The following is a 9,081-nucleotide window of genomic DNA, read 5'->3' as shown; positions in this document are numbered from 1 at the left end:
CGTGGCCGGCGCCTCCTCCGGCATCGGAGAGGCCACCGCTATCGAACTCGCGGCCCACGGCTTCCCCGTCGCCCTGGGCGCCCGCCGCGTCGAGAAGCTCGAGGACATCGTCGGCAAGATCAACGCCGGCGGGGGCGAAGCGGTCGGATTCCACCTGGACGTCACCGACCCAACTTCGGTGAAATCCTTTGTGGCACAGTCAGTCGATGCGCTCGGCGAGATCGAGGTGCTGGTGGCCGGCGCGGGCGACACCTACTTCGGCAAGCTCGCCGAGATCACCACCGATGAGTTCGAGTCCCAGCTGCAGATCCACCTCGTTGGCGCCAACCGGCTGGCCGCCGCGGTGCTGCCCGGCATGCTCGACCGGCAGCGTGGCGACCTGATCTTCGTCGGATCCGATGTGGCCCTGCGCCAGCGGCCGCACATGGGCGCCTACGGCGCGGCCAAGGCCGCGCTCGTCGCGATGGTCACCAACTTCCAGATGGAGCTCGAGGGCACCGGCGTGCGGGCCTCGATCGTGCACCCCGGCCCGACGAAGACGTCGATGGGCTGGAGCCTGCCGGCCGAAAAGATCGGCCCCGCACTGGAAGACTGGGCCAAGTGGGGCCAGGCTCGCCACGACTACTTCTTGCGGGCGTCCGACCTCGCCCGGGCGATCACATTCGTCGCGGAGACGCCGCGGGGCGGCTTCGTTGCCAACATGGAGCTTCAGCCCGAGGCGCCGTTGGCCGTGACGAAAGAACGCCAGCAACTCACATTGGATGAAAAGGCCTTGGATTCATGACTTCGCGAAACGACGATGCGGCGCGAGGTATGAGCGCCGATGAGGAGTGAGCAGATGACGACAGCTATCGTGCCGCGGGTTTCCGGTGGCGAAGAGGAGCATGGTCACCTCGAGGAATTCCGCACCGACCCGATCGGTTTGATGCAGCGGGTCCGCGACGAGTGCGGTGACGTCGGCTGGTTCCAGCTGGCGGGCAAGCACGTCATCCTGCTGTCCGGTGCGGGGGCCAACGAGTTCTTCTTCCGCTCCGCCGACGAAGACCTGGATCAAGCCGAGGCCTACCCGTTCATGACGCCGATCTTCGGCAAGGGCGTGGTATTCGACGCCAGCCCGGAGCGGCGCAAGGAGATGCTGCACAATTCGGCGCTGCGCGGCGAGCAGATGAAGGGACACGCCAGCACCATCGAGGGCGAAGTCAAGAAGATGATCGCGAACTGGGGCGACGAGGGCGAGATCGAGCTGCTCGACTTCTTCGCCGAGCTGACCATCTACACCTCGACGGCCTGCCTGATCGGATTGAAGTTCCGCGAACAACTCGATCACCGGTTCGCGGAGTATTACCACGAGCTGGAACGCGGCACCGACCCGCTGTGCTACGTCGACCCGTATCTGCCGATCGACAGCTTCCGGCGCCGCGACGAGGCCCGCGTCAAACTCGTTGCGGTGGTGCAGGAGATCATGGATCATCGGCTGGCCAATCCACCGAAGGACAAGGCCGACCGCGACATGCTCGACGTGCTGGTGTCGATCAAGGACGAGGACGGGACTCCGCGATTCTCCGCCGACGAGGTCACCGGGATGTTCATCTCGTTGATGTTCGCCGGGCACCACACCAGTTCCGGGACCTCGGCATGGACAATGATCGAGCTGATCCGCCACCCCGAGGTGTACGCGGAGGTGCTGGCCGAGCTCGAGGAGCTCTACGCCGACGGCCAGGAGGTGAGCTTCCATGCGCTGCGCTCGATTCCGAAGCTGGACAACGTGGTCAAGGAGACCCTGCGGCTGCACCCGCCGCTGATCATCCTGATGCGGGTCGCCAAGGGCGAGTTCGAAGTCGAGGGCTTCCCGATTCACAACGGCGACTACGTCGCCGCATCCCCGGCGATCAGCAACCGGATCCCCGAGGACTTCCCCGACCCCGACGCGTTCAAGCCCGATCGCTACAACAAGCCCGAGCAGGCCGACATCGTCAACCGGTGGACCTGGATTCCGTTCGGCGCGGGACGCCACCGGTGTGTCGGCGCCGCGTTCGCCCAGATGCAGATCAAAGCGATCTTCTCGGTTCTGTTGCGTGAGTACGAATTTGAGATGGCACAACCGGCGGACAGCTATCACAACGATCACTCGAAGATGGTTGTGCAGCTTGCCCGGCCGGCGAAGGTCCGCTACCGCAAGCGCAATGCGTAAGGAGTAAGTCCCAATGGGCTCAAAGGGATTCAGAATCGAAGCGGATCTGGATTTGTGCCAGGGCCACGCCATGTGCGAACTGGAGGCGCCCGACTACTTCCGGGTCCCCAAGCGGGGCAAGGTCGAGATCCTCGATCCCGAACCGCCCGAAGACGCCCGCGATGAAGTCGAGCGCGCGGTCGATATGTGCCCAACGCATGCACTGTCCATCAAAGAGAAAGAAGACTGACCCATGACATCACAGGCGGCACACTCCCGCGGCGAACTCGAGGCATGGGTCGACCGCTGGCTGCAGGCCAACAAGGACTGCGAAAAGGCCGGTGACTGGCGGCCGTTGGCGGACTTCTACGCCAAAGACGCCACCTACGGCTGGAACATCGGTCCCAAGGAAGATGTGATGTGCGTCGGCGTCGACGAGATCCGCGACATCGCCCTCGGTCTGGAGATGGAGGGCCTGGAGAACTGGGTGTACGAGTACCAGAAGGTGCTCATCGACGAGAAGCAGGGCGAGATCGTCGGCTTCTGGAAGCAGATCGTCAACAAGACCGACGGCACCCAGGGCGAGATCTACGGCATCGGCGGCAGCTGGTTTCGCCTCAACGGCGGCAACCTCATCGAGTGGCAGCGCGACTTCTTCGACTTCGGACACGTCGCGAAGATGTTCGCCACCCTCATCGAATCCGGCGATCTGAGCGCCGGCATGCAGAAGCGGATCGAGCGCAGCGTCGCCGGCGAGAAGCTGCCGGGCTACTACCCGCTCGGCGAGGCACCGGTCCCGATTTGGTGAGCGGGGATCCGCGCTCGCGCTCGCCGCGGAGCCAACCAAGCATTTGATTTGTTGCACGCGCTATGCTGACGCGACAGGGGTGCCTGTGGCACTCGTCACCACCGCTGTCAGGCCTGATGGGGCCGGGCAGTCTCAATTCAATGGCGAAATGGGGTCAGGTCCAACGTGAAGACAAAAGGCGCACTGATCTGGGAGTTCAACCAGCCGTGGTCCATCGAGGACATCGAGATCGGCGACCCGCAAGCGCACGAGGTCAAGATCCAGATGGAAGCGGCGGGCATGTGCCACTCCGACCATCACCTGGTCACCGGGGGTATCCCGATGGCCGGATTCCCGGTCCTGGGCGGGCACGAGGGAGCGGGCATCGTCACCGAGGTCGGCCCCGGCGTGGAGGACATCGCCCCGGGTGACCACGTGGTGCTGTCGTTCATCCCCTCCTGCGGGCAGTGTCCGACCTGTCAGTCCGGCATGCGCAACCTGTGTGATTTGGGCGCGGGGTTGCTGGGCGGCGCGGCGGTCAGCGATGGCACGTTCCGCGTTACGGCCCGCGGCCAGAATGTCTTCCCGATGACGCTGCTGGGTACGTTCTCGCCCTACATGGTCGTGCACCGCGCCTCGGTGGTAAAGATCGACCCGTCCGTTCCGTTCGAGGTCGCCGCGCTGGTCGGCTGCGGCGTCACCACCGGCTACGGTTCGGCGGTGCGTACCGCCGACATTCGGCCGGGCCAAGACGTCGCGATCGTCGGTGTCGGCGGCGTCGGCATGGCGGCGCTGCAGGGTGCCGTCAACGCCGGCGCCCGCTACGTCTTCGCGATCGACCCGGTTGAGTGGAAGCGCGACCAGGCCCTGAAGTTCGGCGCCACCCACGTCTACCCCGATATCGATGCCGCGCTCATGGGCATGGCTGAGGTCACCTACGGCCTGATGGCCCACAAGGTGATCGTCACGGTCGGCGAGCTGCACGGCGCCGACATCGACAACTACCTGAACATCACCGCCAAGGGCGGCACCTGCGTGGCGACCGCCATCGGCAGCCTGCTGGACACCAACGTGACGCTGAACCTGGCGATGTTGACCCTGATGCAAAAGAACCTGCAGGGCACCATCTTCGGTGGCGGCAACCCCCAGTACGACATTCCACAGTTGCTGTCGATGTACAAGGCCGGCAAGCTGAACCTGGACGACATGATCACCCGCCAGTACAAGCTGGAACAGATCAACGACGGCTACCAGGACATGCTGGACGGCAAGAACATTCGCGGCGTCATCCGGTTCACCGACGCCGACCGGTAAACCAATCGTCATCAGCCGCGTCTATTTCGGTGACCGGCTTCGGCCACTGTCATGGCGCCGGGACGAACCGGCGCCATGACGGTGCGCGACCACGTGGCCATGTCTGCGGTGAGCGGGCTGCCGCCAGACCGCACGGCCACATGCTGCTGGGCTCCTTCCTTGCGCCACAACGCAATCGGCGCGCCAACGACTATCGAGGCGACGCGTCCCGAGGTGCCGCGTGCGCAACCTAGTGACAGGAGAAGAAAATTGACCCAAACCGAGAAATCCCAGGCATCCCCGGCCCTGGCCGCGTCGCAATCCTCGTGGCGGTGCGTGCAAGCGCACGACCGGGAGGGCTGGCTGGCGCTGATGTCCGATGACGTCGTCATCGAGGATCCGATCGGCAAGTCCGTCACCAACCCGGACGGCACGGGTGTCCGCGGCAAGGAGGCCGTCGGCGCCTTCTTCGACACCAACATCGCGGCCAATCAGCTCTCCATCACCTGTGAGGAGACCTTCCCGTCGAGTTCGCCCGACGAGATCGCCCACATTTTGGTGCTCAACAGCAGGTTCGAGGGCGGCCTCACCAGCTCGGTACGTGGGGTGTTCACCTACAAGGTCAACGACGCCGGGCTGATCACCAACATGCGCGGCTACTGGAACCTCGAGATGATGCAGTTCGGCAAGGGGGAATGAGCGCCCATGGCGTCGATCTTCACCAAAATCATCAACCGTGAACTTCCCGGCCGCTTCGTCTACGAGGACGACGACATCGTCGCGTTCCTGACGATCGAACCGATGACGCAGGGGCACACCCTGGTGGTGCCGCGCAAAGAAATCGATAATTGGCAGGACGTCGACGGCGCGGCCTTCGCCCGGGTCATGACCGTGAGCCAATTGATCGGCAAGGCCGTGTGCAAGGCCTTCAGAACCGAACGGTCCGGCCTGATCATCGCCGGACTGGAGGTGCCGCACCTGCACGTGCATGTCTTCCCCACCCGCAGCCTCAGCGACTTCGGCTTCGCCAACGTGGACCGCAACCCCTCAGCGGAATCGCTGGACGAGGCCCAGGCCAAGATCAAGGCCGCCCTGGCTCAATTGGCGTGAACCGCGCGCTGCGCGTGGACGTCACTGATGCGCGGCAACGTCACCCGGAAGCAGCAGCCCTCGCCGGGCGCGGTGGTCACACTGACGACGCCGCCGTGCGCCCGCACCAACGACTCGACAATGGATAGACCCAGACCGGTACCGCCGCTGGCCCGCGCCCGCGACGAGTCGGTGCGATAGAACCGTTCGAACACCCGCGACGCGTCCTGCTGGCTCATGCCGGGGCCTTTGTCCGCCACTTCGAGGACCGCGTCGTCGCCGTCGGTGCCGACCCGCACCGTGACGTCGGCGCTTTCCGGGGTGTGCTGCAAGGCGTTGGCGATCAGGTTGCTCAGCACCTGCCGTATTCGCGGTTCATCACCGAGCACCTCCGGCGTGCCGGGGCCGTCGAGGACCTTCATGGCGATGGTTCGCCGGGGATCGATCGCCTGCGCGTCGTGCACGGCATCGCTGGCGAGTGCCAGCAGGTCCACCCGGTTGCGCTCGAGAGGTCGTTGCACATCGAGGCGGGCCAGCAACAGCAGGTCGTCGACGAGCAGGCCCATCCGGGAGGCCTCGCTTTCGATCCGCGACAACAGCATCGCGACGTCGCGGGCGGCGCCTTGGCGGTACAGTTCCGCGAAGCCGCGGATGGTGGTCAGCGGGGTACGCAGCTCGTGGCTGGCGTCGGTGATGAAGCGTCGCATCCGGTCCTCGGAGCCGCGGGCCTTCTCGGCCGAGGACTCCGAGGAGGCCAGTGCCTGCTGAATCTGGGCGAGCATCCCGTTGAGCGCGAGCGACAGCCGGCCCACCTCGGTTCGCGGATCACGTTCGGGGACACGGCGATCCAACTGACCGGAAGCGATCGCCGCGGCCGTTCGTTCGACTTCTGCCAGTGGCCGCAGGCTGCGTTGCACCACCGCGAAGCCGGCGATCCCGACCAAGACCAGCACCGCCACGCCGATGCCGAACTGCAGCCAGACCAGTGAGCCGACCGTGTGCTGGAGGTCGGACAGGTCGATGGCCACGGTGGTCAGCCCGTGCGGGCCGCGCACCGAGACCGCTCGCCAGTGGATGTTCGAACCGTTCACCGAGGGCAGCGTCGTCGGATTGGGACCCACATCGTTATTGGCCGGTAGCGCCGGTTCGGCGTTGCGGTCGTTGATGGCGGTGAACGGGGTCCCGTCGGTGCTGATGCCACGCACATAGAACTTCGACGGTGGCCGGCCCGGGTCCGGGCCTTCGTAGGGCGGCGCGGACTGCCGCCGCGGGGCCTGCGCCCAGCTGTGCGATGCGTCGAGCAGTGTCTGGTCGATGCGGCTGATCTGACTATGACGCAGGATCGACGTCACCGCGACACCGGACACGGCGAGGCCGCACGCGACCAGCACCAGGGTGGCGGCGACGAGCCCTACCCGCAGCGGCAATCCACGTCGAGGTTTGGTGACCATCTGCCCAATTCTCCGCTACCGCAGTTGGCCGAGCGCGTGCTCAGCGCGGTTCCCGTAACACATAACCCACGCCGCGCAGCGTGTGCAGCAGCCGCTTTTCCCCGGTGTCGATCTTGCGGCGCAGATACGACACGTAGGACTCGACGACATTGACGTCACCTCCGAAGTCGTATCGCCACACGTGGTCGAGGATCTTCGGTTTGCTCAACACCGTGCCCGCGTTGATCACAAAGTAACGCAGCAGTGTGAATTCGGTCGGCGACAGCGACACCGGTTGACCGGCCTTCCACACCTCATGTGTTTCCTCGTCGAGTTCGATATCGGCGAAAGTCAGCCGGGCGCTGCGTGGTTCTGCTCCACCCTTCCCGGTGCGGCGCAGGATGACCCGCAACCGCGCGACGACCTCTTCGAGGCTGAACGGCTTGGTCACATAGTCGTCGCCGCCCAGCGTCAGACCGGCGATCTTGTCCTGCAAGGAATCCCGCGCCGTCAAGAACAACGCGGGAGCCTCGATACCGTCGGCCCGCAACCGTCGCAGCACCCCGAACCCGTCCATGCCCGGCATCATCACGTCGAGAATGACCGCGTCGGGACGGGCTTCGCGCGCCCGGTCCAAAGCCTGGGCGCCGTTGGTTGCCGTGTAGACCTCGAACCCCTGGAACTTCAAACTCACCGAGAGCAGCTCGACGATGTTGGCTTCGTCGTCGACCACGAGGACGCGAGCCTCCGGCTTGGTGTCACTGGGAGTTGGCGATGTCATCAGCTGCTTCTGTCCCTTACTTGAAGTTACCTATGGAAAGAGTGTGTGATTCCTGAAAGCTCAGTGTCAACCGTCTGTTAGTAGTCTGCCAGGCATCGACGCAGTGCCTTGAGACGGATCGGCCTTTCCCGGGCCGCGTCGTGAATAGACTCGAAGGATGAACCTCGCCAAAAGCATCGTGACGGCGGCGACCGCTCCCGCGCGGGTCGGGCTGGCGGCGGCGGACGCGGGTCTGGGCGTGGCCAGCGCGGCCGTGGGCGTGGCGAAACGAGCTTTGGGTGAGAACGGATCCGCCGGCACGAACGCGATGACGTCGATGCTGGGGATCGACGACGCGCTCGTGCGTGCTAACCGGCTGGCCAGGCTGCTCGACGACGACGCCCCGCTGGGTCGGGCGGTGGCCGCGGATGGGCCGCTCGATCGCTTGCTGCGCCCGGGCGGGGTGGTCGACATGCTGACCTCGGAGGGCGGTCTGCTCGACCGCCTGACCGCCGAGGGCGGGGCCCTGCAGCGCACGCTGCAGCCCGGCGGGCTGGCCGATCAGCTGGTTGCCGAGGAGGGTTTGATCGAGCGCCTGCTCGCCGAGGACGGGCTGGCCGACCGGCTGCTCAGCGAGGGCGGCCTGGTCGACAAGCTGACGGCGAAGCATGGGCCGCTGGACCAGCTCGCCGACGTTGCCGACACCCTGGCGCGGCTCACGCCCGGGATGGAGGCGCTCGAGCCGGCCATCGCCACCCTGCAGGACGCCGTCATCGCGCTCACCATGGTGGTCAACCCGCTGAGCAGCATCGCCGACCGGATCCCGCTGCCGGGACGCCGGCGGCCGTCGTCGCGGACGGTGCGCCCAGCGCGCGTGATCGACAGCGACCAGTGACCGGTTAGGCTTGGGTCCGGTTTTACCCCGCCTCCTTAGCTCAGTGGTAGAGCCGGGTAGAACGTTAGTTGGATGCTCGGGCGGCCGGAGCGTCAATAGGACTGGCCGTCGGCGTACCGCTGTCGCCGGTAGTAGCGACCGCTGCCGCGATTCCTTGCCTTGTACGTCGGCAGCTGGCTGTCACAGTTGGGGCAAATGAGCCGCAGATTCTCCCGACGATCGTTGCTTGCGTCTCCGTTGATGTGGTCGACGATCAGCGCCAGGGTCACGCCGTTCCATTTGTCCTCGATGCCGCAGATCGCACAACAACCGCCCTGCTGCTCATAGAGGTAGTCGCGGACGTAGTGCCCCTGGTAGGACGTGCGCCCACAGACTCCGGTGTCGAGCCAGGCCTCCAAGAGCAAGCGTCGGCGGTATGACTGTTGGCATGCGTTGGTGCAGAACACCTTTCGCCGACGGCCTTCGAAATCGACTCCGCACCCGAGACAGGTCGTTGACACAAGACGACGCTATCCCTGAGTACCGACAGGAATGGAGCCGCGTGAGAGACTCGAACTCTCGACATCCGCTTTACAAGAGCGACGCTCTACCAACTGAGCTAACGCGGCCGGGGCTGGCTCGATAAGCCACGACGATTCTACGACAGGGTGATGCCGT

The 9,081-nt window shown here is 65.3% G+C and carries 11 protein-coding genes and 1 tRNA gene; 8 read left to right on the top strand and 4 right to left on the bottom strand.

The annotated features are described in order from the left end of the window. The first annotated feature begins 1 nt into the window (after position 1). From Q0W90_RS20680 to Q0W90_RS20650, 7 genes are all read left to right on the top strand, one after another. Positions 2-784, top strand: coding sequence for an SDR family oxidoreductase (locus Q0W90_RS20680; RefSeq protein ID WP_297776271.1), 783 nt, complete (start codon positions 2-4; stop codon positions 782-784). A gap of 54 nt (positions 785-838) precedes the next feature. Beyond that, positions 839-2,191, top strand: coding sequence for a cytochrome P450 (locus tag Q0W90_RS20675; protein WP_297599473.1), 1,353 nt, complete (start codon positions 839-841; stop codon positions 2,189-2,191). Positions 2,192-2,204: 13 nt separating this feature from the next. Continuing rightward, on the top strand, positions 2,205-2,420 hold the full coding sequence (locus Q0W90_RS20670) for a ferredoxin (protein ID WP_297599472.1): 216 nt from the start codon (positions 2,205-2,207) through the stop codon (positions 2,418-2,420). A 3-nt stretch (positions 2,421-2,423) separates the two neighbouring features. Further along, positions 2,424-2,978 (top strand): nuclear transport factor 2 family protein, encoded by a 555-nt coding sequence (locus Q0W90_RS20665; RefSeq protein ID WP_297700476.1) that lies wholly within the window; start codon positions 2,424-2,426, stop codon positions 2,976-2,978. A 165-nt stretch (positions 2,979-3,143) separates the two neighbouring features. Beyond that, positions 3,144-4,271 (top strand): NDMA-dependent alcohol dehydrogenase, encoded by a 1,128-nt coding sequence (locus Q0W90_RS20660; RefSeq protein WP_297599470.1) that lies wholly within the window; start codon positions 3,144-3,146, stop codon positions 4,269-4,271. A gap of 249 nt (positions 4,272-4,520) precedes the next feature. Further along, a complete protein-coding gene (locus tag Q0W90_RS20655) occupies positions 4,521-4,949 on the top strand; it encodes a ketosteroid isomerase family protein (protein WP_297599469.1) in 429 nt (142 codons plus the stop codon). Positions 4,950-4,955: 6 nt separating this feature from the next. Further along, entirely contained in the window at positions 4,956-5,360 is a 405-nt protein-coding gene (locus Q0W90_RS20650) for an HIT family protein (RefSeq protein ID WP_297599468.1), read from the top strand. Here the strand turns inward: Q0W90_RS20650 and Q0W90_RS20645 are convergent. Together Q0W90_RS20645 and phoP are read right to left on the bottom strand one after the other, a co-directional pair. Further along, complete coding sequence (locus tag Q0W90_RS20645; protein ID WP_297599467.1) at positions 5,348-6,790, bottom strand: HAMP domain-containing sensor histidine kinase; 1,443 nt, start codon at positions 6,788-6,790, stop codon at positions 5,348-5,350. The genes Q0W90_RS20650 and Q0W90_RS20645 overlap by 13 nt on opposite strands. A 40-nt stretch (positions 6,791-6,830) precedes the next feature. Next, positions 6,831-7,550 carry a two-component system response regulator PhoP gene (gene phoP / locus Q0W90_RS20640; protein WP_297599466.1) on the bottom strand — a complete coding sequence of 240 codons (720 nt, stop codon included), beginning with the start codon at positions 7,548-7,550 and terminating at the stop codon, positions 6,831-6,833. 157 nt (positions 7,551-7,707) lie between these two features. Between phoP and Q0W90_RS20635 the strand changes: the two genes are divergently transcribed. Beyond that, the gene (locus tag Q0W90_RS20635; RefSeq protein ID WP_297599465.1) at positions 7,708-8,424 is read left to right on the top strand and encodes a hypothetical protein; all 717 of its coding nucleotides are present in this window, start codon (positions 7,708-7,710) and stop codon (positions 8,422-8,424) included. A gap of 92 nt (positions 8,425-8,516) precedes the next feature. On the opposite strand, the gene Q0W90_RS20630 is transcribed toward Q0W90_RS20635, so the two are convergent. Together Q0W90_RS20630 and Q0W90_RS20625 are read right to left on the bottom strand one after the other, a co-directional pair. Then, on the bottom strand, positions 8,517-8,924 hold the full coding sequence (locus tag Q0W90_RS20630; RefSeq protein WP_297776265.1) for an HNH endonuclease signature motif containing protein: 408 nt from the start codon (positions 8,922-8,924) through the stop codon (positions 8,517-8,519). 32 nt (positions 8,925-8,956) lie between these two features. Continuing rightward, a tRNA-Thr gene (locus tag Q0W90_RS20625) sits at positions 8,957-9,032 on the bottom strand. Positions 9,033-9,081 lie beyond the last annotated feature (49 nt).

The organism is Mycobacterium sp., assembly GCF_025933915.1.
In the GTDB taxonomy this organism is placed as follows: domain Bacteria; phylum Actinomycetota; class Actinomycetes; order Mycobacteriales; family Mycobacteriaceae; genus Mycobacterium.
Note: the sequence above shows the minus strand (reverse complement) of the source record. Positions and strands in the feature narration are given on the sequence as shown.